This is a genomic window from Bacillus sp. JUb11 (assembly GCF_024807925.1).
GTDB lineage: Bacteria > Bacillota > Bacilli > Bacillales > Bacillaceae > Bacillus > Bacillus altitudinis.
On sequence record NZ_JANUEZ010000005.1, the window covers coordinates 51,947 to 72,887 of the forward strand.

A 20,941-nucleotide genomic window follows, 5' to 3' on the forward strand; every position below is an offset into this window, starting at 1 on the left:
GAGAAAATGTAGTAGAATAAGAACAGCTAAGAGAAGAGAATATCAAGCAGTAGAAATAGACGTTAGGAAGAGGATTATATGTTAAAGAGAATGCTAAAATCGTATGACTACTCATTATTGTTCGCCATTATATTAATTAGCGCATTCGGCTTGGTGATGGTGTATAGCTCAAGTATGATTACATCTGTGATCAGATATGATGCTGCGCCAGATAATTTTTTCAAGAAACAGCTTTTATTTATGATTGTCGGGTCGGTCATCTTGATTTTTACAGCCCTCATTCCGTATCAGCTGCTCTTAAATAAAAGATTCCAAATTGTGATGCTTTTGCTATCTGTGTTTTCTCTCATCTATGTGTACTTTGGCGGTCACATTGCAGGGAATGCTAGAAGCTGGATCAAATTTGGGCCTTTTAGTCTTCAGCCAGCGGAATTCGTGAAGATCGTTGTCATCATTTATCTTGCTGCTGTCTATGCAAAGAAGCAGCATTATATTGACCATATTTTAAGAGGGGTTACACCTCCAATTGTGGTTGTCTCCATCCTATGCGGATTTATTATTTTGCAGCCAGACTATGGGACAGCTTTTATCATTGGTATGATTGCCCTTGCGATGATTTTATGCTCAGGGTTTAGCGGTAAAACGCTGGCCAAGCTGCTCGCTTTATTTAGTGCGGTGATGGTTGTTGTGACACCGTTTATTATTCTTTTTTGGGATAAAATTTTTACGCAGAATCGTCTTGGACGTTTTGAGAGTTTCCAAGACCCATTTAAAGACGCAGGCGCTTCTGGGCATCAATTGATTAATTCATATTATGCGATTGGATCAGGCGGCTTTTTTGGGCTTGGTCTTGGAGAGAGTGTACAAAAGTATGGATACCTTCCAGAACCGCATACAGATTTTATCATGGCAATTATCTCGGAAGAGCTTGGTTTTTTCGGTGTATTTTTTGTCCTTGCTCTCCTTGGCTTTATTGTTGTGAAAGGTTTTTACATTGCGAGAAAGTGTGAAGATCCGTTTGGAAGTTTGCTTGCAATAGGAATTTCTTCAATGATTGCCATCCAAACGTGTATTAATTTGGGCGGTGTTTCAGGTCTCATTCCGATCACTGGGGTCACACTTCCGTTTATCAGCTACGGGGGATCCTCTATCATTTTACTGAGTGGATGTATGGGAATATTGCTGAATATCAGCATGTTCACTGAATATAAAGAGCGTTATAAAAAGAAAAAATCAATCAGCAAACCATCGCTTCAAAAAAATGGATTGCAGAAAACTTTGAATCTTTAGAAAACAAAAGTGTACAGTTTTCATTTCTTCCTTTATTATAGAGTACATATAAAATTTTAAGGGATATGGAGGAGTGAGAATGTCACAGAGAACAATTCAAAAGGTTCTAGTTGCAAACAGAGGGGAAATCGCTATCAGAGTCTTTAGGGCCTGTACGGAGCTCAACTTACGTACAGTGGCCATTTACTCCAAAGAAGACTCGGGCTCTTATCATCGCTATAAAGCCGATGAAGCATATCTAGTTGGAGAAGGGAAAAAGCCGATTGATGCCTACCTTGATATCGAGGGGATCATCGAAATTGCAAAACGAAATGACGTGGATGCGATTCATCCAGGATACGGATTTTTATCTGAAAACATTCATTTTGCAAGACGATGCGAAGAGGAAGGCATCCAATTCATCGGCCCAACTTCTCAACATTTAGATATGTTTGGAGATAAAGTAAAAGCGAGAGATGAAGCGAAAAAAGCTGGGATTCCAGTCATTCCAGGAAGTGACGGGCCAGTTGATTCGGTCAAAGAAGTCGAAAAATTCGGTGAAGAATACGGTTACCCGTTTATTATTAAAGCTTCACTTGGAGGCGGCGGCCGAGGTATGCGGATTGTCAGATCAAAAGAGGAGCTGAACGAAGCCTATGACCGTGCAAAGTCAGAGGCGAAAGCGGCTTTTGGAAATGACGAAGTATACGTTGAAAAGCTGATTGAAAATCCGAAACATATTGAAGTGCAGGTGATTGGAGACAATCACGGCAATATCATTCATTTATACGAGCGTGACTGCTCTGTTCAAAGGCGTCATCAAAAAGTCATTGAGGTTGCGCCAAGTGTGTCTCTTTCTAATCAATTACGTGAAGATATCTGTGAAGCGGCTGTTCAGCTGGCCCAGAATGTATCGTATATCAATGCAGGGACTGTAGAATTCCTAGTGGCAAATGGGGAGTTTTATTTTATTGAAGTCAATCCTAGGGTCCAGGTGGAACACACGATCACAGAAATGATCACAGGTGTCGATATCGTCCAAACCCAAATTCTTGTCGCAAAAGGACATGACCTTCACAGCAAAGAAGTCGGGATACCAAAACAAGAAGATATCTTTACACATGGATTTGCCATTCAATCAAGGGTCACAACAGAAGATCCTTTGAATGATTTTATGCCAGATACAGGAAAAATCATGGCTTACCGTTCAGGCGGTGGTTTTGGTGTACGTCTTGATACAGGGAACAGCTTCCAAGGTGCGGTGATTACACCTTATTACGATTCACTGTTGGTCAAGCTGTCAACTTGGGCACTTACATTTGATCAAGCTGCGGCTAAAATGGTCCGAAATTTACAAGAATTCAGGATTCGTGGCATTAAAACAAATATCCCGTTTCTTGAAAACGTCGCAAAGCACGAGAAGTTTCTAAGAGGGGAATATGATACATCGTTTATTGATTCAACACCTGAGCTATTTAACTTCCCTAAGCAAAAAGACCGCGGAACGAAAATGCTTACTTATATTGGTAACGTTACCATTAATGGGTTCCCTGGTATTTCGGAAAATAAGAAGCCTCATTTTGATCAACCAAATGTGCCGAAACTTGCTGTCCATGAAACGATACCTTCTGGAACAAAACAATTGTTAGACAAGCATGGACCTGAGGGGCTCGCCAATTGGGTGAAAGAGCAAAGCGGTGTACTCTTAACAGATACAACCTTTAGAGACGCGCATCAATCGCTGCTTGCAACACGCTTTAGAACACACGACTTAAAGAAAGTTGCGCAGCCAACAGCAGGTTTATGGCCAGAGTTATTCAGTATGGAAATGTGGGGCGGTGCTACATTTGATGTGGCATATCGTTTCTTGAAAGAAGATCCTTGGGAAAGATTGAAAGAGCTTCGTCAAGAAGTGCCAAACACTTTGTTCCAAATGCTATTAAGATCATCAAACGCTGTCGGATATACAAACTATGCGGATAATGTGATTAAAGCATTTGTAAAGGAATCGGCAGAGGCAGGCATTGACGTTTTCCGTATTTTCGACAGTCTAAACTGGGTCAAAGGTATGACGCTTGCCATTGATTCTGTTCGTGAATCAGGCAAAGTGGCAGAGGCAGCGATTTGTTATACAGGTGATATTCTTGATCCATCACGTCCGAAATATGATTTGAAATATTATGTCTCTCTTGCGAAGGAGCTTGAATCCGCAGGCGCTCATATTTTAGGCATTAAAGATATGGCGGGATTATTAAAACCGCAAGCGGCTTATGAGCTTGTATCGGCTCTAAAAGACGAGCTCACGATTCCAATCCATCTTCATACACACGATACGAGTGGAAATGGACTCTTCACCTATGCAAGAGCGATTGATGCAGGTGTTGATATTGTTGATGTTGCAGTCAGCTCTATGGCGGGGCTCACATCACAACCAAGTGCGAGCTCATTATATTATGCTCTAGACGGACATGAAAGAAAGCCAGAAATGAATGTTCAAGCGGTTGAACGTCTTTCTCAATATTGGGATTCCGTCAGAAAATATTATCATGAGTTTGAAAGCGGAATGAATTCACCGCATACAGAAATTTATGAGCATGAAATGCCTGGCGGTCAGTATAGTAACCTGCAGCAGCAGGCGAAAGGGGTCGGCCTTGGCGAACGCTGGAATGAAGTAAAAGAAATGTACAGACGTGTAAATGACATGTTTGGTGATATCGTGAAGGTAACACCGTCTTCTAAAGTGGTCGGAGATATGGCACTTTATATGGTGCAAAACGATCTGACAGAAGAGGATGTCTATGAAAAAGGAGCAACACTGGATTTCCCAGATTCGGTTGTTGAATTGTTTAAAGGTTATTTAGGGCAGCCTCATGGCGGATTCCCAGAAAAGCTGCAAAAGCTGATTTTAAAAGGGGAGGAGCCGCTTACTGTCAGACCGGGTGAGAAACTGAAGCCTGTGGACTTTGAAGAAATCAAAAAGCAGTTCAAAGAATCACATGATCTGACGCTGACAGAACAAGATGCCATTGCATATGCTTTATACCCGAAAGTCTTTTCTGAATTTGTTCAAACAGCAGAAAGCTATGGAGACATCTCTGTTCTTGACACACCAACCTTCTTCTACGGGATGAGACTTGGTGAAGAAATTGAGGTAGAAATTGAAAAAGGGAAAACCCTCATTGTCAAACTCGTGTCGATTGGAGAACCGAATCCGGACGCTACAAGAGTGCTTTACTTTGAATTGAATGGACAGCCGCGTGAAGTGGTCATTAAGGATGAAAGCATCAAATCCTCCGTTCAAGAAAAAATGAAGGCAGATCGCTCAAATCCAAATCACATTGCCGCATCGATGCCAGGCACTGTGATCAAAGTGCTTGTTGAAAAAGGACAGAAAATTTCTCAAGGTGAGCACTTGATGATCAATGAAGCGATGAAAATGGAAACGACGGTACAAGCACCGTTCTCAGCAATCGTGGATGAAATTCATGTCACGAATGGAGAAGGGATTCAAACTGGAGATCTGTTGATTGTCTTAAAGCCTGAATAATGAGTGAGACACATCCACTGCGATGTGTCTCAGCGTGTAGACAAACCCTTGCATTCTTTGTCAGTCCTGCGTGCTGGTGCTCACGAATGTCACATTCGCTCCGCTCCAGTACTCGTTCTTCCTAGACTTCAAGGGCTTTCTATCACGCTGAAAAGAAGACAAAGGGCTAAAATAAAGAGCATTTTAGCCCTTTGTCAACAATCCAAGACACATCCACTGCGATGTGTCTTTTTTTGAGCGCATTAAAATGTGCAGCCGCCTGCTAGAGTGATTACACTATAGAATGAGGTGAAGAAAGAGTGGAAATTGTCGTGATTTGGTTTCGCCGAGATATGCGATTGGATGATCATATCGCCTTATCAAAAGCGATCACATATGCAAAAAAACGTCAGTACCGATTATTTGCTTTTTATCATCTAGATCCATTTTTTACAGAAATGGAACTGGATTTGAACAACGAACATTTCTTTCAAAACTTGGCCAATTTCGTCAAGGAAGCGAGAGAATCTCACATGTATGTTCATCTCATTCATGATGATATTTTGTCCGCTTTTCAAAAGCTCATGAATGCTTATGACATCAATGCGGTCTTTTTTAATGAGGACGAAGTAGGAAATGGTCGAATTCGTGATGAGCAAGTGACCTGTTTCTTAGAAGAAAAGGGCATTCATGTGTCAAAGTGGCAAGATACGCATCTGCATGGGGCGAGAGATATTTTAAAAGCGGATGGGACTCATTATCAAGTGTTTACTCCATACTATCAAGCGTGGCGGAAGCAGGAGAAGCAGTCTGTGATAAAAGTTGACAAATCATTTCTGAGCAGCAAGCATACGATTTGTGATGAGTCACTTTCTGAAAAGGGAGATGCGAAACTAAGGGACATCATCAAGAAATGTACAAGGAAGTTCGATCAGATTGGGCCAGACAAAGCGATGAGCACGCTAGGCGGCTTTATTCAAGAAAGATTGACGCGTTATCACGAGAAACGAGATATTCCGTCTGTTTTTGGGACGAGCAAGCTGTCTCGGTTCTTAAAAACCGGAACCATTTCTATTCGCACAATCTTTCATGCGGTCAATGAGGAAGAACTTTTTGAAGATAAGGGCAAGGAAACATTTATGAAAGAGCTAGCGTGGCGTGATTTTTATCATATGATCTTTGCGCATTATCCAGAGATGAAAGAAAAAGAAATCAACTCCTCCTTTCAACATATAAAATGGAATGATGATGAGACACTTTTTGAAGCTTGGTGTAAAGGACAAACAGGCTTCCCGCTCGTTGACGCTGGGATGAGACAGTTAAATGAAGAAGGCTGGATGCATAACCGTTTGAGAATGGTGACGGCTTCATTCCTGACAAAAGATTATCTCATCGATTGGAGAATGGGCGAAGCGTATTTTGCGAGAAAACTTGTCGACTATGATGAGGCTTCGAATATTGGAGGATTTCAGTGGGCAGCCTCTGTCGGAACGGATGCTGTTCCTTACTTCCGTATTTTTAACCCAACGACCCAGTCGAAACGATTTGATCCAAGCGGAGAATATATTAGAAGGTATGTACCAGAACTAAAGCATGTGAATGAAAAATGGATTCATGAACCGAGTAAAATGCCGATAGATGAGCAAATGAAATCGGGATGTGTGCTGGGGGATACATATCCTCTGCCTACAGTCGATCATCAAGAAAGACGAAAAAAGGCCATTTCGCTATTTGAAGAAGCGAAACAAACATAAAAGAAATCCCCCTTTTCGGATGAAAGGGGGATTGTATGTTTATCTGAAAGGCTCTCTATTTTCATATTTAAACCGGGCAATGAGTAAGCAGAAGTAGCATAGTACCCCAAACAAACAAGAAATAAAGAATGAATGAGCAAGCGCATAACCGAGTGCGAGCTGAGAATAAACAGACATGACACCTGAGATCGCTTGAAGTGTAATCAGAATGGCTGAAATGATCCATCCATAATACAGCTGCTTTTGTTCTTTATAATGTTTAAGGGCATGGAACATCGCAACAAATATCCAAACGAATAAAAGAAGGGCTGCTGCTCGGTGAGACATTTGAACCCATTGATTAAAATACGCTGGAAGTGCGCCGTCTTTTGAACAAAATGGGAAGACAGAGCATGCAAGACTTGATTTTGTATGTCTCACATAGGCGCCCGTATACACCACAATATACGTATATGTGATCAACCCATAAATATGGAACTGCATTCTTTTGCCGATATGAAGCGGCTTCACAAGCTTTGTTTCAGATCTGGTGGCTTCAAACACAAGCAGTGCCAGCAGTAAAACGGAAGCAAAAGAAATCAGTGAAATACCGAAGTGCAGTGCCATGACAAGTGCGTTAGAACCAAACACAACGGCGAGTGCCCCTAACAGCGCTTGAAGCAGTAAGAATATAATGGACATGATGACCAAAAATTTGGTTTCACGGAATACTGGACTGATTTTTTTCCAGCATAAGACCGCCAGTGCCAATACAAGAATGGTGGAAACTCCTGTTGACATGCGGTGGCTCCATTCGATAATGGAAGCAGGGTTCATTTCTGGAAAGAAACGACCGTGGCAAAGGGGCCATTGTCTGCCGCAGCCAAGACCGGAGCCAGTTTTCGTCACAAGCGCACCGCCAATCAGAACGATCAGCATCACAAATGTTGTGACAACGCTCAATAACCTTAAAGCAAATTTCATCAAATGATTTCACCTTCTCTAAATAACTTCTGATCTAAATGAAAACCTCACATGCTCTCAAGTTTAAGCCAAATGCGTGTTCTGTTGCAATTCATAATGACCAAAGTTCACAAAAAAATGATATGTTAGTTCACAAAGTTTACAGATTTAGAGTGCTTGATCTTTCTTTGACAGTCTGATAGAAATAGAGGAGAGAATATTTCATTTTGCACCGCCTTCTGAAACGCACATCCTAATAAATTCACGAAAAGTTCACAAATAACTTCAAGTTTGTCGTTTATTATTTAATAGGATGTTTTTTTACAGCTCTTTATCTTGTATGATAGAGTTGTAACGATTTTACGTTTTATTCGTTCGTTTGAAGGTTTGGGCAAGGGAGGTTATACACATTGGCAAATTCCAAAACAGCCGCGGAAGCAGCTATTCATGGACAAATAGAAGAAACAACCGCTTTAAAAGATTTTCTTGCTCTTATTAAAATGGGCATCGTCAATTCCAATTTCATTACAACATTTACTGGAATGTGGCTTGCTTTTTATTTTACAGATATGAGTTTTCTTGGGAATCTTGATATTGTGCTGTTAACAATGATTGGTTCTTCTCTTATTATTGCCGGTTCATGCGCCATTAATAATGCGTTTGACCGTGATATTGATATACTAATGGAAAGAACAAAAACAAGACCGACGGTGACAGGTAAAGTTCAGCCAGGTCAAGCGTATGCATTTGGTATTCTGCTTGTTGTACTTGGACTGATTATGCTTCTGATGACAACTGTTACATCAGCAGTGATTGGATTTATCGGTGTCTTTACTTATGCAGTTCTATACACGATGTGGTCTAAACGTCATTACACCATTAATACAGTCATTGGGAGTGTATCTGGTGCGGTTCCGCCATTAATTGGCTGGACAGCTGTTACAGGCACCATCGACACAACGGCTTGGGTCCTGTTTATGATTATGTTCATCTGGCAAATTCCGCATTTCTTATCACTTGCGATTAAGAAAACGGAAGATTACCGTAAAGCAGGTATTCCAATGCTGCCAGTTGTTTACGGCTTTGAAGTCACAAAACGCCAAATCATCATTTGGACAGCATGTCTTCTTCCGCTTCCATTTTTCTTAGGTGGATTAGGATGGCCGATTGTCGCACTTGGCACATTGCTGAACATTGGATGGCTCGTCATTGGGCTTATGGGCTTTAAAATGAAAGATATCATGAAGTGGTCAACACTCATGTTCGTTTATTCATTAAACTACTTAACGATCTTTTTCGTTGCGATGATTATTATTACACTATTCTAGAGTGAAATACACTTTGATCACATCAAAACAATGGCTATATCTTATAACACAACATTTTCTTACAACTATGAAAGCCGCCTGATATTCAGTTCTATTTAGGCGGCTTTCTGTTTATACATAGATGGTATTTTGAGTAAAAACATCATTTTTTTATGAAAAGAGGAAATGTAAGTGCTTTTATAAGAGGCGGGGGTTATGGATGGGTGAAAGGTGATTTTATAAATAAGAGGTAAAAGCGAAAGGCAAAGGAGATCAAGCAAAAGGGGTTGGGACAAATTATGATAAGAAAATGGCGTGTTTATTCACTGTTTCTCTTACTGACGCTCGTTTTGGCGGGCTGCGGTGAACCATACTTATCAACACTCAAGCCAGTTGGGGAAGTAGCAGATAAACAGTTTTTCCTAACGGTACTGAGTACACTTATTATGGTTCTTGTCGTTATTGTTGTATCGATCATTTTCTTTTACGTCATCATTAAATTCAAACGTTCTAAAGTGGGAGAAGATACGATTCCTAAACAGGTAGAAGGGAACCGTAACCTCGAAATTACGTGGACAGCGATTCCGATACTTCTACTCATTATTCTCGTTGTACCTGTTGTGGCATACACGCTTGAGCTAGGGGATACAAGCGCCATGGATAAGAAAAAACGAGATCCTGAAAAGACACTTGTAGTGAATGTAAGAGCCAGCTTATATTGGTGGGAATTTGAATACCCTGATTATGGGATTGTGACAAGTCAGGAATTGATTGTTCCAACTGATCAAAAGGTTTATTTTAAGCTGAAAGCATCTGATGTGAAACACTCATTCTGGATTCCATCAGCTGGGGGTAAAATTGATACAAATACAGACAACGAGAACAAGTTTTATTTAACGTTTGACTCAAAACGAACGAAAGATGCTGGAGAATATTTCTATGGGAAATGTGCAGAGCTTTGTGGTCCATCACATGCTTTAATGGACTTTAAAGTTAAAACGCTTTCTCAAGATGAGTTTTTAGGCTGGACGAAAAAGATGACAGATTATAAGAAGCCTGCATCTACGTCAGATCTAGCCCTTGAGGGTGAAAAACTCTTTAAAGAGAAAAACTGTTTAAGCTGTCATGCGGTAGAGCCTGGAGATGAACGGCCAGAGGCGGCAAGGACTGCACCAAACCTTGCAACCTTCGGAGAGCGGACAAAAGTAGCTGGAATTAAAGACATGAACAAAGAAAATGTCAAAGCATGGCTGAAAGATCCAGAGAGCTTTAAACCAGGTAATAAGATGACAGGGACGTACCCTAAACTAAATGACTCAGAAGCAGACGCACTCTACGAGTATTTAAAAGGTCTTAAAATACAGTAAATGCCTTGAGCAGCTTGAAGTTGCGTACATTCAAAAGGGTATACGATCTATGTGAAGTTTTTGTTAAGAGCTCCCGAATAAGTCTCTACATCCAAGAATAAGTCATCTGTCAGATATAGTCTGTTTTTAGAACGTGAAGATAGACATTGATATGAAAAGGGGCAAATGGGAGATAAGAGGGGGATTTCATGGTGAGTACAATAGCTAAAAAGCGGGGGTTTGGCGCTGTCTTATGGGATTACTTAACGACGGTTGACCACAAAAAAATTGCCATACTATATTTAGTGGCAGGGGGATTTTTCTTTTTAATTGGTGGCCTGGAAGCGATGATTATCCGTATTCAGCTAGCCATCCCTGAAAATGATTTTGTGAGTGCAGGGTTTTACAATGAAGTCATGACGATGCATGGAACAACGATGATTTTCCTTGCAGCAATGCCGCTTTTATTTGCATTAATGAATGCGGTTGTACCCATTCAAATTGGTGCACGTGACGTAGCGTTTCCATTTGTGAATTCACTTGGTTTTTGGCTGTTCTTTTTCGGAGGTATTTTCTTAAACCTTGGATGGTTTATGGGCGGAGCACCTGATGCAGGCTGGACTGCCTATGCGTCGCTCACGCTGAATTCAGAAGGGCACGGCATGGATTTCTATATTTTAGGGTTGCAGATAGCGGGTATTGGTACGCTAATTGCCGGAATCAACTTTCTTGCAACGATTATTAATATGAGAGCGCCAGGTATGACGTATATGAGAATGCCGCTCTTTACCTGGACGACGTTTGTGGCATCTGCACTAATTTTATTCGCATTCCCGCCGCTGACAGCAGGGCTTGCGATGCTGATGCTTGATCGAATGTTTGATACGAGCTTTTTTAATCCAGAGCTCGGAGGAAATACAATCATCTGGGAGCATTTGTTCTGGATTTTTGGACACCCAGAAGTGTATATCTTGATTTTGCCGGCATTTGGGATTTTCTCTGAGATCATTCCGGTGTTTGCAAGAAAAAGATTGTTTGGTTATTCGTCCATGGTGTTTGCGACTGTATTAATTGGTTTCCTTGGATTCATGGTGTGGGCGCATCACATGTTCACAACAGGACTTGGTCCAATTGCCAATGCGATCTTTGCCGTAGCCACAATGGCGATTGCGGTGCCAACTGGAATTAAAGTATTTAACTGGTTGCTCACCATATGGGGCGGTAATGTGAAGTTTACAACGCCGATGCTATATTCCGTTGCGTTCATTCCGTCATTCTTACTTGGCGGTGTAACCGGCGTCATGCTTGCAGCAGCAGCAGCGGATTATCAGTTCCATGACACGTACTTCGTTGTGGCGCATTTCCACTATGTCATTATCGGTGGTGTGGTCTTCGGTATTTTAGCTGGTGTGCATTATTGGTGGCCGAAGATGTTTGGGAAAATACTGAATGAGAAGCTTGGGAAAATTGGCTTTGTGCTGTTTTTCGTCGGTTTCCATTTAACGTTCTTTATCCAGCATTTTCTCGGTCTTTGGGGCATGCCGCGCCGAGTCTTTACATTCTTGCCAGGTCAGGGTCTAGACCTTGGGAACTTGGTGAGTACGATTGGGGCACTGTTCATGTTTGTAGCAGTTGTCATCATGCTGATTAATATCATCTGGACGACAGCAAAAGGGGAGCGTGTATCGGGCGATCCTTGGGGAGATGGAAGAACGCTTGAATGGGCAGTATCTTCACCTCCGCCAGAATATAACTTTAAGCAGCTGCCTCTTGTACGGGGACTTGATCCATTATGGATTGAGAAAATGGATGGTAAAAAAGGAATGACAGCATCTGAACCGCTCGATGATATTCACATGCCGAATAATTCCATCTTGCCTATCATTATCTCATTCGGTCTATTTGTGTCAGCGTTTGGTTTTATGTATCGTCAAGAACACAGCTGGGGTCTACCGGTGATCTTCATTGGTCTTGGCATCACGTTTGCGACCATGCTCGTTCGCTCTCTTAAAGATGATCATGGATACCATATTCACAAAGAAGATTTGACGGATGACGATGACAAAGGGGTGAAAGCATAATGGAACCACAAAAAATGACAGCGGAAACCTTTCCAGCTTCTCCTGAGAAAGCCACGTTAGAAGGAAAGAATAAGTTCGTCGGGTTCTGGTTGTTTCTTGGGGGAGAAACGGTCCTGTTTGCATCTTTGTTTGCCACTTATTTGGCGCTGAAAAATTCAAATGCAGGCGGCGCAACAACAACTGAAATGTTTGACCTCACACTTGTCTTTATTGCCACAATGCTTCTGTTAACGAGCAGTTTAACGAGTGTGTATGCTATGTATCATATGAAAAACTTTGCCTTTAAAAAAATGCAGCTTTGGCTAGGTGTAACCGTTCTTTTAGGTGCTGGATTTTTAGGGGTAGAAATTTATGAGTTTTATCATTATGTGCATGCGTATGAATTTACCATTACGAGCTCTGCACTTGGCTCTTCCTTCTATACGCTTGTTGGAACACACGGGGCTCACGTCGCATTTGGACTTTGCTGGATCACCGCTCTGATGATTCGGAATATGAGACGCGGACTCGATTTATACAATGCACCAAAATATTATGTGGCAAGCCTTTATTGGCACTTCATTGATGTTGTGTGGGTCTTCATCTTTACCGTTGTATATTTGATGGGAATGGTGGGATAAGAATGGGAAATAAAAACACAAATCAGTCCAAAGTCGATCTTGTCTATCGGAAAAAGAAAAATGCCGAAGAAATGAAGCATCAGCTCATTTCTTTCGGCTTGATGATTGGTTTAACGTTTGTTGCCTTTTTAACAATCGCCTCTGAAGACGTCGGAAATTGGTTCGCTGTCCCTTTTATTTTACTGCTTGCAGTGATTCAGGTCGCTTTTCAGCTTTATTATTTTATGCACATGAACCAAAAAGGGCATGAAACACCCGCGTTGTTTCTTTACTCAGGTGTGTTTGTCGCGTTTATTACCGTTTTAGCCTTTTTGACCATTATTTGGTGGTAAGCTCGCTTTGCCCTTGAAGGAGGCGCAGCAATGGAAAACTTAGAGATATTTGGATTTCGTGCATTATGGAGTCCTTACTATTTGACATGTATTGTAGCAGCAGCCGCTTTTTATCTGCTTCTCGTGACGAAGGGGAAGCACCGTGCGACGGTGAAAGAGAAAACGCTGTTTCTCACGGGACTTGTGCTGCTTTATGCAGTGAAGGGGAGCCCGATTGATTTAATGGGGCATATTATGTTCAGTGCGCATATGGCGCAAATGGCAGTGCTCTATTTGGTCATCCCGCCCCTTCTTATTACAGGTTTACCTGCGGCGATTTGGGAGCGGATCATTCAAACACGGGGTATTCAGCCGATTTTCCGCTTGTTTTCTAAGCCGTTGATTGCCTTACTCGGTTTTAACGGGTTGTTTTCGCTGTATCATATTCCGCTTGTGTTCGATTTTGTCAAAACAGATCCGTTTTATCACGCATTGATGACGGTTGTCATTTTTATCGCTGCCTTTTTCATGTGGTGGCCGCTTGTCCATAAAGTGCAAAGTCAGCCGCAGATTACAGGCATTTTAAAGCTTGGATATATTATGGCAGATGGGATTTTAATGACACCTGCCTGCGCACTCATTATGTTTAGTGAAGCGCCTATCTATGCCACTTATTCAGATGCCGGCGCATGGATACAAGCACTGCACCTATGCGTACCGAGTGATATGCTTGCTGGTCTTGCACTTACGGGACCTGACATGTTTCATACATTGCCGCTGCTAGAAGATCAGCAGCTAGGTGCTATTTTGATGAAAATCATTCAGGAGATTGTATACGGATCGATTCTTGCTGTTGTCTTCTTTGACTGGGCGAGAAAAGAAAGAGCGAAAGATGCCGTACCAGATGCGCTCATTCCGAAATATGAATAAATGAAAAGCACAGCCGCAAGGGCTGTGCTTTTTATGCTTCAGCAGTTATCGCTTCTAGTTTTTCTTTCAATTGGTTCAGTGTTTTTTTGCTGGATTGAATAAGAGATTTAGGGAAATCTTCGCCTTCTCCATATTCAACACCATGCGGATAATAGTGTTTTCCAAGTAAAGGTGTCAGCAGCTGGATGTGGGCTTTTTTGGAGCCGACATCTCCCTCAGTGGCGTAGCCAGAGATCCGTAAGTAAAACGTCCCCTCTACCATGTTATACTTCCTATCGTACGTCACACGCTCATAATCCCATTGATCGGCTCGTACAAATCCTTCACTTTCCATAATGAAATCCAATTTATTTAAGTCAGCTGATACCTTTTCAATCCCCGTACCTTCAAACTTCACCCAAAACCCCTCCTTATAAAAATTCCCTTTACTGACAATCATAGTATGAAAGCGTTAAACTTTCAACTGTGAAGGGTATGTTCTTTTATAAGCTGGTTACAGTAATAAAGAAAATAACGGATGGAGGAATCAACGTGAAAACGAAAAAAATCAAAGATATCATGACGAAAAAAGTAGTGACGTTGCAAAAGGACGACAACGCGTATGAAGCGGCAGTCAAAATGAAAGATGCTGATATTGGTGCCATTCCAGTAGTCGACGGAGATCAGCTTGTTGGTATTGTCACAGACCGCGACCTTGTACTTAGAGGTATTGCTGAGAAAAAGCCGAACTCACAAGAGGTTGGTGCCATTATGACGAAGGAAGTTTTGACAGCTGAAGAAGATGCAACCCTAGAAGAAATTGTCCGGTTGATGTCAGAACATCAGCTCCGCCGTATCCCGGTTGTCAAAAACGGGGCACTCACAGGGATCGTAGCCCTTGGGGATTTATCAGTTGAAGATTTATCAAACGATCGTGCAGGTGATGCCCTGACGGAAATCTCTCAACAAGACCAGGATCATGGCCAAGGATTTCTTCATTAGGAGGGGCATATTTTAAATTCGTGTTAAATAGGCTGTATTGTCGTTGATAAATGGAGCAAGTTTTGTTTAAATGACAGTAGAAGGTACTTTTTGTACCTTGCCAATTTAACGGAGGTGTTTATTTGAAAACTGTGCTGAAAACACTCTTCATCCTCCTGATTATATCTGGAACGTACGTTCTGTTTATTCAATATGGATCTTCACCAGAAAAAGAAAACAGCAATGAGCCGAAGGTGTCTAATGAAGAAACATCTAGCGATAAGCCGATCAACATTCCGAAAAAAGGTCTCATGTCCTTTATGGGGAAGTCTTCAAACGAAGTGCTTAAACAGCTAGGGGAACCAGATCGCATTGATCCTTCCGCATATGATTATGACTGGTGGATATACAATCAATCGAAGAAGCACTATATTCAAGTAGGGGTAAAGGACAGTAAAGTGGTGACCTTGTTTGCGACAGGGGACGGGCTGAATGTTGAGCCGTTTAAAATCGGTCAAGCCACAAGTGAAGTGTTTAAAAAAACACAAATCGCTCCTTACATTCATGTAGAGGACGAGGGAAATTCATATCGCTTTGAATTCTCAGAAGATGATATGAATACCAGGCCGACGGTGAAAGTGGGAGATGATGTGTATGTCCAGCTCTACATGGATAAGTTTGAAAGCACTCTTTCGAGCATTCGAGCCTTTAACGCAGATACATTTGTCAAACAAAAGCCGTATGAAGTCGTTTATCGAGGTCAATTAATTGAACCTGAGGCGATATCAGGCGAAAAGTGGAAGGATATTGAAGCGTCGAGTCAAAAACAAATTTTTGATATGACCAATATTATCCGCCATAAGTACAAACTGCCGACCTTAAAGTGGGACGATGAAACCTCTGAAGTGGCATTCATGCATAGTGAGGACATGAAGGATCATCATTATTTCTCCCATGAATCTAAAAAATACGGCACGCTGAAAGACCGGTTAGAAAGAGGCGAGGTCGCATTTCAGCTTGCGGGGGAAAACATTGCGTATAATTATGTTGATGGCCCTGCAGCTGTAGAAGGTTGGCTGAATAGCGAAGGTCACCGGAAGGCATTGTTAAATCAAGATTACACGCACCTTGGCGTTGGTGTGAAAGAAAAGTATTATACACAAAACTTCATTAAGAAAACGTCTTAATCCTCTAAACAGCTGCGCACAGATGGCGGCTGTTTTTTTATGAAAAGGGCTCACCAAAATAGACCCAGATGTATATAGTATAGTAGGCATTTGTATGGGGGGTGAGGATATGACAAATAAGCAAAAGCAAACATCCATTGATGAATTTAAACAGTTCGTCAGACGCCATCCGAAATTAATTCAAGAAGTGCAGACGCAAGAAAAAAGCTGGCAAAGTTTATACGAGAATTGGGTCATGTTTGGTGAGGAAGATGACATGTGGTCTCCTTACCGGCAAACACAAACGGAAGAAGCAAAAGAAGAAAAAGCCGCTAAGCAAAGTGAACCGGGAAAAGCAGATTTTATGTCTAAAATGGTTTCTGCAGTGAAAAAAATGGACGCTGATCAGATGAATGAACAAATTAATAAAATGAGCCAGTCTATTTCCTCTTTACAAAGCTTACTCGGTCAATTTTCATCAAATGGCTCAAAGAAGGGTTCATCTGGAGGCAGCCAGCACCCATTCTCCTTCAGGAAAGATTAATTGAAAGGGGATGCTTTTGGTGCGGAGAGAAGTACAAGAGTTTGTCATGGCCGAAGAGGATCGAATCAAATTCATCAGGCAGCGCCCACTCTGGTATAGACAGTTAACGCGGCATCCTGAAAATGTCACTTCGTTTGAATTAGATAAAATGAACTTTTACGAAAAAACCATTCCTCATCGTGTGAGCCAGTTGAGCAATAGTGTCCAAATGGCTGAAATGATGATCCAGATGTTCCAAGCAATGCGCAATCAAAATGGAGCCGGGTGAGGCTTTTTTTGAGTTGATTAAGATGTCTATTTCATGAGCATCCTATGAAAGTAGACGAAAGGAGAATCAGAACATGAAATGGATGCTGTCAATATGCGCATTGCTTTTTCTTCTCACCGGATGTCAAAGTCAACATGATCAAGAGCAAGTAACTAGGCAAGAACCAGCAGTACCAGTCATGCAGCAGACGCAAAGTGAAATGAAGCAGCAAGGCTTTTTAAAATACAAAGTGCAGGGATCTGTTGTGTATATAGAAAGTACACTTCAAGATTTTCACCTTGAACCTTCACCCCTAAAAAAGGATAAGAAGGCTGGGTATTTTACTGTGTATGTAGACGGGAAACGGGCAGGCAATGAGTATACTGCGGCGTTTGTGGTCAAGCACCTTTCAAAAGGAAAGCATAAAATGACCGTTGTGCTAAATTCTCGTCACCCTGAATATAAGCAGAAAAGAGAGACGTGGGATGTATTTGTGACGTAAAAGCATTTTCTGATCCATAGGTTTCGTGGTAAACTATGAATTGGAGGTGCAACATTTATGTATGCGACAATCGAATCTGTGGAGCTCCAAGAGGAAGCAAATCAATTGGCTGCCATGATTCTTCAGTCGGAGGAGGCTGAACATTACCGCAACTGCTTTAAGCGTCTCCAGCAAGACGAAGAAGCCCAACAAATTATTGCCCATTTTACAAAAGTAAAAGAGCAATATGAAGATGTGCAGCGGTTCGGCAAATACCATCCGGACTATAGAACGATCTCAAAAGAAATGCGTGAGGTCAAAAGAAAGCTAGATCTTCACGATACAGTGGTTGATTTCAAAAAAGCAGAAACAGCGATTCAATCCATCTTAGATGAGATTAGTATTGAAATCGGTCAAGCTGTATCAGCATATATTAAAGTTCCAACAGGGAACCCATATTTTGATGGTCTATCATCATGCGGCGGTGGCTGTGGATCAGGAGGCAGCTGTGGCTGTAAAGTATCTTGACGAGACTTGAACGTCTCGTCTTTTACATAATGAACGGAAAGAATTGAAAAGCGGAAGGTGAAAAGATGGATACCAAACGTCAAGGGATGGTCGTTTGGCTGCATTCGTTAAAGCAGTCAAAAGCGCTAAGGAAATTTGGGAATGTTCACTATATTTCAAGGAAAATGAAATATGCAGTGATTTATTGTGATATGAATGATCTTGAGCGCCACATGGCAAAGCTCAGTTCATTGCCATTTGTAAAACGTGTTGAGCCTTCCTATAAACCTTTTATTAAATTAGAGTACGAATCGAAATTGGACAAAGCAAAAGAGTATGATTATAAGGTGGGCTTTTAAAGACACAAAAAAACCCCCGCGGCATCACCCGCGGGGTCCTTCTATTCTTAATGATTCATTAAGGAGAAGGCAAAGGGAGAGGAGAAACCGGAGGAAGAACTTATGGGGAAACGTAAGTCTTCTCCGCGGTTGGCAACAGCACCACATCAGATGCTGTTAACAGTAGTATGACCCTCTCTTTTGTGATCTATACATAGAAAATGAATGGAATTCAGTGCATTGTCCCATGTGGAGTGGATATGGTAAGATAATGTTGAATTTTTTGTCATCAAACAATATTCAATAGATGCAAGCAGAAAAAGTGGTGGAAAAATGAGAGTGATTTCTGGAACAAAAAAAGGCCGCACGCTGAAAGCCGTACCCGGCCAATCAACAAGACCAACAACAGATAAAGTAAAAGAATCCATTTTTAATATGATTGGACCGTATTTTGATGGGGGATGGGCCCTTGATTTATTTGCTGGAAGTGGTGGTTTAGGAATTGAAGCGCTTTCTAGAGGATTCGATCATTGTATATTTGTGGATCGAGATATGAAGGCGATTCAGACGATTAAAGGCAACTTGAATCAATTGTCGCTGATGGATCAAAGTGAAGTGTTTCGAAATGATGCAAACCGTGCACTCGCCGCTGTAGTGAAGCGAGAAGAATCTTTTCAAGCCATCTTCCTGGATCCGCCGTATAAAGATCAAAAGTTGAAAGCACTTCTTGATACGATTGATGAGCATTCCTTATTAGCAGATGATGGCGTCATTGTGTGTGAGCATGATAAAGATGTGACACTGCCAGAGGAAGCAGGACAGCTGCATATCTCAAGGCAGGAAATGTACGGAATGACTGGCATTACGATCTATAGAAAGCGGGGAAATTAAAGCATGGGGAATATAGCCGTTTGTCCGGGTAGCTTCGATCCAGTCACATTGGGCCATTTGGATATTATCAAAAGAGGGGCAAAGATTTTTGATGAAGTATATGTGTGCGTCCTCAATAACTCGTCAAAAAAGCCGTTGTTTACTGTTGAAGAGCGATGTGAACTCATTCGTCAAGCAACAAAGGAGCTACCAAATATCAAAGTGGAATCCTTTCATGGACTGCTCGTTGATTATGCGAAACAAAAAGAGGCGAAAGTCATTTTGCGCGGACTTAGAGCGGTGACGGACTTTGAATACGAGATGCAAGGGACATCAATGAACAAAGTGTTGAATGATGACATTGAAACGTTCTTTATGATGACGAATAATCAATACTCCTTCTTAAGTTCAAGCATTGTTAAAGAAGTAGCGAAATATCATGGATCAGTCAAAGAGCTTGTACCGCAAGAGGTCGAAGCTGCGCTGAAAGAAAAATTTAATGGATGAGTGCATTGTGCACTCATCCATTTTTTAATTTCTGATAATAGAGCGCAATATACACGATCAGACTGAACAAGGTGATGAGAGGACCAGCAGATACAAGCTGATTCCATAACATGCTGCTAAACATCACGACTTGCTCGCTTGTTTCAAATGCCCCTGCTGGAAGCGCCATGTCTGCTTTAGAGACATAAAGGGGTTTGAATAACAAAAAAGTAAAGACGGCTGCGTAAATACCGTGAAGCAAACGGGCGAAGAAAAACGGTTTAAAGCGTATATCGGTGGCTGCCAAAATCCCGGCTACCTGAGCTTGAACGGAGAATCCGCTAAATCCTAAAATAAAGCTGACCACAATTGTTTTAGCGAGCATGGAAACCTCTTGTGATCCTGTGAGCTGACTTCCTAATGTGATTTCAAATAGACCCGCAATCATGGCTAGATCTAATTCCGGCGGAAGGTGCATCGTTTTCAGTATAGAGCCGATCCCGATAGAGAGAAGATCTGTCACATGAACGACAGCGAGCATTTGACTAAAGACAGAAAATAAAATGATAAAGCCGCCAATCATTAAGAGCGTTTGAACAGATGACATGACAGCGTCACTTAATATTTGGCCAAGTGGTCTTTTTTCTGCAAGTCTTGCCGTATGAAGAGCGCTGAATGCTTCTCGAATTGGAGGCAATAAAAATCCTTTTCGGCTTCTGAGGTGCGCATCATGACGTGCTTTATATCCGCGCATCGTCACCCCAACCGCGAGATTTCCTAAATAATGTGCACAGGCTAACACAATGCCTATAGCTGGGTGATGAAAAAATCCTACAGCCACTGCTCCAAAAATGAACAAAGGGTTTGAAGAATTGGTAAATGACACAAGGCGTTCTGCTTCAATTCTTGTCAGCTGTCCTTCCTGCCGAAGTCTTGTCGTCAATTTAGCGCCAGAAGGAAAACCAGAGGCCATTCCCATCGCCAGTACAAATCCGCCGACACCAGGCACCCGAAAGATAGGCCGCATAAATGGCTCTAATAATACGCCGACAAATCTGACAATCCCGAAACTGATTAATAGCTCGGACAAAATAAAAAAAGGTAGCAGCGATGGAAAAACCACTTCCCACCACATTGCAAGTCCATTTTTCGATGCTTGCAAAGAGGCTTGTGGATGTGTAATCACAGTGGCTGTTAAAAAGATAAAAAAAGCAGCGATGAACAGAGTGTTCCATTTTTTCATGGAGATGTCGCTC

At 41.7% G+C, this 20,941-nt stretch carries 21 protein-coding genes; 18 read left to right on the forward strand and 3 right to left on the reverse strand.

Annotated elements, in window-relative coordinates; translation table 11 throughout:
* Positions 1-78 precede the first annotated feature (78 nt).
* From ftsW to M2369_RS10505, 3 genes are all read left to right on the forward strand, one after another.
* Positions 79-1,290 (forward strand): putative lipid II flippase FtsW, encoded by a 1,212-nt coding sequence (gene ftsW / locus M2369_RS10495; protein ID WP_259254156.1) that lies wholly within the window; start codon positions 79-81, stop codon positions 1,288-1,290.
* A gap of 79 nt (positions 1,291-1,369) precedes the next feature.
* Positions 1,370-4,816, forward strand: a complete 3,447-nt coding sequence (pyc, locus tag M2369_RS10500; protein WP_144665342.1) for a pyruvate carboxylase — start codon at positions 1,370-1,372, stop codon at positions 4,814-4,816.
* 299 nt (positions 4,817-5,115) lie between these two features.
* The gene (locus M2369_RS10505) at positions 5,116-6,549 is read left to right on the forward strand and encodes a cryptochrome/photolyase family protein (protein ID WP_259254157.1); all 1,434 of its coding nucleotides are present in this window, start codon (positions 5,116-5,118) and stop codon (positions 6,547-6,549) included.
* A 39-nt stretch (positions 6,550-6,588) separates the two neighbouring features.
* On the opposite strand, the gene M2369_RS10510 is transcribed toward M2369_RS10505, so the two are convergent.
* The gene (locus M2369_RS10510; protein ID WP_024720295.1) at positions 6,589-7,512 is read right to left on the reverse strand and encodes a COX15/CtaA family protein; all 924 of its coding nucleotides are present in this window, start codon (positions 7,510-7,512) and stop codon (positions 6,589-6,591) included.
* A 389-nt stretch (positions 7,513-7,901) separates the two neighbouring features.
* On the opposite strand from M2369_RS10510, the gene cyoE reads away from it, so the two are divergent.
* The 6 genes from cyoE to ctaG all read left to right on the forward strand — a co-directional run bounded on the left by cyoE (position 7,902) and on the right by ctaG (position 14,086).
* Entirely contained in the window at positions 7,902-8,819 is a 918-nt protein-coding gene (gene cyoE, locus M2369_RS10515) for a heme o synthase (RefSeq protein ID WP_007499825.1), read from the forward strand.
* 278 nt (positions 8,820-9,097) lie between these two features.
* Positions 9,098-10,165: a cytochrome c oxidase subunit II gene (gene coxB, locus M2369_RS10520; RefSeq protein WP_039168612.1), complete on the forward strand. Its 1,068-nt coding sequence runs from the start codon at positions 9,098-9,100 to the stop codon at positions 10,163-10,165.
* Between the two features lie 188 nt (positions 10,166-10,353).
* Positions 10,354-12,225 carry a cytochrome c oxidase subunit I gene (ctaD, locus tag M2369_RS10525; protein WP_007499823.1) on the forward strand — a complete coding sequence of 624 codons (1,872 nt, stop codon included), beginning with the start codon at positions 10,354-10,356 and terminating at the stop codon, positions 12,223-12,225.
* Positions 12,225-12,845, forward strand: a complete 621-nt coding sequence (gene ctaE, locus M2369_RS10530; protein WP_007499822.1) for a cytochrome c oxidase subunit III — start codon at positions 12,225-12,227, stop codon at positions 12,843-12,845. The genes ctaD and ctaE overlap by 1 nt, the downstream gene beginning before the upstream one ends.
* Before the next feature lie 2 nt (positions 12,846-12,847).
* Positions 12,848-13,177: a cytochrome c oxidase subunit IVB gene (ctaF, locus tag M2369_RS10535; RefSeq protein WP_003211520.1), complete on the forward strand. Its 330-nt coding sequence runs from the start codon at positions 12,848-12,850 to the stop codon at positions 13,175-13,177.
* A 30-nt stretch (positions 13,178-13,207) separates the two neighbouring features.
* Entirely contained in the window at positions 13,208-14,086 is an 879-nt protein-coding gene (gene ctaG / locus M2369_RS10540; protein ID WP_017367183.1) for a cytochrome c oxidase assembly factor CtaG, read from the forward strand.
* Between the two features lie 31 nt (positions 14,087-14,117).
* Here the strand turns inward: ctaG and M2369_RS10545 are convergent, their stop codons facing one another.
* Positions 14,118-14,483, reverse strand: coding sequence for a YugN family protein (locus tag M2369_RS10545; RefSeq protein WP_008345035.1), 366 nt, complete (start codon positions 14,481-14,483; stop codon positions 14,118-14,120).
* Positions 14,484-14,644: 161 nt separating this feature from the next.
* Here M2369_RS10545 and M2369_RS10550 point away from each other — a divergent pair, with 161 nt between their 5' ends.
* From M2369_RS10550 to coaD, 9 genes are all read left to right on the forward strand, one after another.
* A complete protein-coding gene (locus M2369_RS10550) occupies positions 14,645-15,067 on the forward strand; it encodes a CBS domain-containing protein (RefSeq protein WP_034646433.1) in 423 nt (140 codons plus the stop codon).
* A 122-nt stretch (positions 15,068-15,189) separates the two neighbouring features.
* Positions 15,190-16,233: a CAP domain-containing protein gene (locus M2369_RS10555; protein WP_008345031.1), complete on the forward strand. Its 1,044-nt coding sequence runs from the start codon at positions 15,190-15,192 to the stop codon at positions 16,231-16,233.
* A 109-nt stretch (positions 16,234-16,342) separates the two neighbouring features.
* Positions 16,343-16,756, forward strand: coding sequence for a YlbD family protein (locus tag M2369_RS10560; RefSeq protein WP_024720298.1), 414 nt, complete (start codon positions 16,343-16,345; stop codon positions 16,754-16,756).
* Between the two features lie 19 nt (positions 16,757-16,775).
* Positions 16,776-17,024: a YlbE-like family protein gene (locus tag M2369_RS10565; RefSeq protein ID WP_017359376.1), complete on the forward strand. Its 249-nt coding sequence runs from the start codon at positions 16,776-16,778 to the stop codon at positions 17,022-17,024.
* 73 nt (positions 17,025-17,097) lie between these two features.
* The gene (locus tag M2369_RS10570; RefSeq protein WP_007499810.1) at positions 17,098-17,505 is read left to right on the forward strand and encodes a hypothetical protein; all 408 of its coding nucleotides are present in this window, start codon (positions 17,098-17,100) and stop codon (positions 17,503-17,505) included.
* 57 nt (positions 17,506-17,562) lie between these two features.
* Positions 17,563-18,012 carry a regulatory iron-sulfur-containing complex subunit RicF gene (gene ricF / locus M2369_RS10575; protein WP_007499807.1) on the forward strand — a complete coding sequence of 150 codons (450 nt, stop codon included), beginning with the start codon at positions 17,563-17,565 and terminating at the stop codon, positions 18,010-18,012.
* Between the two features lie 65 nt (positions 18,013-18,077).
* Positions 18,078-18,350 (forward strand): YlbG family protein, encoded by a 273-nt coding sequence (locus M2369_RS10580; protein ID WP_008345023.1) that lies wholly within the window; start codon positions 18,078-18,080, stop codon positions 18,348-18,350.
* 312 nt (positions 18,351-18,662) lie between these two features.
* Positions 18,663-19,220 (forward strand): 16S rRNA (guanine(966)-N(2))-methyltransferase RsmD, encoded by a 558-nt coding sequence (gene rsmD / locus M2369_RS10585; protein WP_007499805.1) that lies wholly within the window; start codon positions 18,663-18,665, stop codon positions 19,218-19,220.
* Positions 19,221-19,223: 3 nt separating this feature from the next.
* The gene (coaD, locus tag M2369_RS10590) at positions 19,224-19,706 is read left to right on the forward strand and encodes a pantetheine-phosphate adenylyltransferase (protein WP_007499803.1); all 483 of its coding nucleotides are present in this window, start codon (positions 19,224-19,226) and stop codon (positions 19,704-19,706) included.
* Positions 19,707-19,719: 13 nt separating this feature from the next.
* On the opposite strand, the gene ylbJ is transcribed toward coaD, so the two are convergent.
* Complete coding sequence (gene ylbJ, locus M2369_RS10595) at positions 19,720-20,928, reverse strand: sporulation integral membrane protein YlbJ (RefSeq protein WP_310503981.1); 1,209 nt, start codon at positions 20,926-20,928, stop codon at positions 19,720-19,722.
* Positions 20,929-20,941: the final 13 nt, after the last annotated feature.

What these genes read in the sequence shown, in the direction of transcription:
- ftsW (WP_259254156.1), top strand. Translation starts at nt 79, where the DNA reads ATGTTAAAGAGAATGCTAAAATCGTATGACTACTCATTATTGTTCGCC.
- pyc (WP_144665342.1), top strand. Translation starts at nt 1,370, where the DNA reads ATGTCACAGAGAACAATTCAAAAGGTTCTAGTTGCAAACAGAGGGGAA.
- M2369_RS10510 (WP_024720295.1), bottom strand. Translation starts at nt 7,512, where the DNA reads ATGAAATTTGCTTTAAGGTTATTGAGCGTTGTCACAACATTTGTGATG.
- coxB (WP_039168612.1), top strand. Translation starts at nt 9,098, where the DNA reads ATGATAAGAAAATGGCGTGTTTATTCACTGTTTCTCTTACTGACGCTC.
- ctaD (WP_007499823.1), top strand. Translation starts at nt 10,354, where the DNA reads ATGGTGAGTACAATAGCTAAAAAGCGGGGGTTTGGCGCTGTCTTATGG.
- ctaE (WP_007499822.1), top strand. Translation starts at nt 12,225, where the DNA reads ATGGAACCACAAAAAATGACAGCGGAAACCTTTCCAGCTTCTCCTGAG.
- ctaF (WP_003211520.1), top strand. Translation starts at nt 12,848, where the DNA reads ATGGGAAATAAAAACACAAATCAGTCCAAAGTCGATCTTGTCTATCGG.
- ctaG (WP_017367183.1), top strand. Translation starts at nt 13,208, where the DNA reads ATGGAAAACTTAGAGATATTTGGATTTCGTGCATTATGGAGTCCTTAC.
- M2369_RS10550 (WP_034646433.1), top strand. Translation starts at nt 14,645, where the DNA reads ATGACGAAAAAAGTAGTGACGTTGCAAAAGGACGACAACGCGTATGAA.
- M2369_RS10560 (WP_024720298.1), top strand. Translation starts at nt 16,343, where the DNA reads ATGACAAATAAGCAAAAGCAAACATCCATTGATGAATTTAAACAGTTC.
- M2369_RS10570 (WP_007499810.1), top strand. Translation starts at nt 17,098, where the DNA reads ATGAAATGGATGCTGTCAATATGCGCATTGCTTTTTCTTCTCACCGGA.
- ricF (WP_007499807.1), top strand. Translation starts at nt 17,563, where the DNA reads ATGTATGCGACAATCGAATCTGTGGAGCTCCAAGAGGAAGCAAATCAA.
- M2369_RS10580 (WP_008345023.1), top strand. Translation starts at nt 18,078, where the DNA reads ATGGATACCAAACGTCAAGGGATGGTCGTTTGGCTGCATTCGTTAAAG.
- rsmD (WP_007499805.1), top strand. Translation starts at nt 18,663, where the DNA reads ATGAGAGTGATTTCTGGAACAAAAAAAGGCCGCACGCTGAAAGCCGTA.
- coaD (WP_007499803.1), top strand. Translation starts at nt 19,224, where the DNA reads ATGGGGAATATAGCCGTTTGTCCGGGTAGCTTCGATCCAGTCACATTG.
- ylbJ (WP_310503981.1), bottom strand. Translation starts at nt 20,928, where the DNA reads ATGAAAAAATGGAACACTCTGTTCATCGCTGCTTTTTTTATCTTTTTA.